We start from the raw sequence: 1,653 nt of genomic DNA on the forward strand, positions 1-1,653 counted from the left end.
TTTTATTCTGAGGGTGGAGATTTTTGAGTGTTTTTCTCAAAAATACGACCCGTTCCTTGCGGAACTTTTAGCTATATATATAAGAGTGAGAAGAGAAAAGTGAAGAAAGTCAGTAATATCAAGGGTTTATAAGACATGAGGTGTTAATTTTTTTTAACACCTGTGTTAATTTTTTTTAACACCTAAAAAATGTAAAAACACACATAAAAAAAGATGTCAATATAAAATCGACATCTAAAATAAATAAATTGGTAGTTTATGTTTTTTCTTATTACCTTCAATTTTGATATTACGTAGCGCTTTTGAAAAAATTTGTTGAGTTGCTCTATCAATATCATCTTTAGGTGAATTACATAATATATTGGGGTTAACAAACCAAGTTCTTGCTGAACAAGTCCTTCCATCTTCAGTTATTACACCTGTTTCTGCAACTCCTAAAACCCCTTTTTCAAGCAATTCATTCATTATTTTTGAAATAGAAGTCCTTGTTTTCCCTAATTTCTTAGCTAAATAACTAGGAGATGCCGTATTCGGTTTTATATCATCTTCTTCATTTTTTTCAACAATGACATTTGATTTAAATTCTAGAAATCTTGAAATATCAAATAAAAATGCCTTTTCTGGTTGAGTTAAATAGCCAATTTCACATAAATAATCAATATTCTCTGTAATCATTTGGACAAATCTCACCCGATCTGTAGGTTTTTTCTTCTTCCCTATAAAATACTCTTCTCCACCAGACATTTTACTTAATACTTGTAGCATAATGACTCTTTCTTCTTCAGAAAGTCCACCACTACCTTCAAGCTTTTCATAAATGCTATTAATTTTACTATCTCTTTCTTTTGCCTTTTTGTCAGCTTGTCCAAAATCAATAATTTTTTTTGTCATATCTAAGTTAATTCCTCCTTAATTGAGGGAATCAACAAAAACACCTATTTTTTGCTATTTGATTATAAATCAAATTATGATAATCTATAATCAGATAATTGAATTCTAGGTATTTTCGTAGAATACCCTATGAAAAGAGTCATGTTCCCGCATGGCTCTTTTTTTCATTCTATCACGTTTTCAATAACCTGGTTTACCGTTCCATATCAAATCCCCTAGGTTTATTAATTTCTTTCTTATGTTCATTCTCAAAATAATTATTAATTCCCTTTCTATCCAAATTTTCTTTAATAAGCCCCCTAAACGCCTTAAATTTCTCTTTAAAGACTTTTTTTGTCTGTTGATATAAAACCCTTATGTTTGCCTGTAAATCCTTTATATGAACCTTTAACGAGCTTATTTCTCTATTTAATACACCAACTTCTTTTTGTAACTGACTTTTTTCTTGTTTCAACGTTCGATTCTCTTTCATCCATCCCTCTGCATGCACTTTTAAACTCTCATTCTCTTTCACAAAATCTGTTTGTTTCAAGCGCTCATAATCATTTTTGATAGTAACCGCTGCATTCACTTGTTTTGTAAATTCTTGATACTGTTCCGGTGATAATACATAATTTCTTGTCTGTTTCTTTGTTATTTCAGCTTTCCCAAACATTTTATCTTGTATTTCTGTTATTACTTCTCTACGCAAAAATGGAATTTTAACAGGTTCATTTGGTACTTGATCTGTAGCACTATCTAATTCTTTTTGCATTTGTTTTA

Annotated in this window: 1 protein-coding gene and 1 pseudogene; both read right to left on the reverse strand. The window is 29.9% G+C overall.

What is annotated here, in order from left to right:
- Positions 1-234: 234 nt before the first annotated feature.
- Positions 235-891: a MarR family transcriptional regulator gene (locus ACFWDE_RS30465; RefSeq protein WP_000162377.1), complete on the reverse strand. Its 657-nt coding sequence runs from the start codon at positions 889-891 to the stop codon at positions 235-237.
- A 193-nt stretch (positions 892-1,084) separates the two neighbouring features.
- Positions 1,085-1,653 (reverse strand): annotated as a pseudogene (locus ACFWDE_RS30470) (plasmid recombination protein); the annotation flags it as partial.

The organism is Bacillus sp. NPDC060175 (assembly GCF_042728695.1).
In the GTDB taxonomy this organism is placed as follows: domain Bacteria; phylum Bacillota; class Bacilli; order Bacillales; family Bacillaceae_G; genus Bacillus_A.

Bases quoted from the DNA above. Each gene is read 5' to 3' on its own strand.
- ACFWDE_RS30465 (WP_000162377.1), bottom strand. From the start codon at position 891: ATGACAAAAAAAATTATTGATTTTGGACAAGCTGACAAAAAGGCAAAA.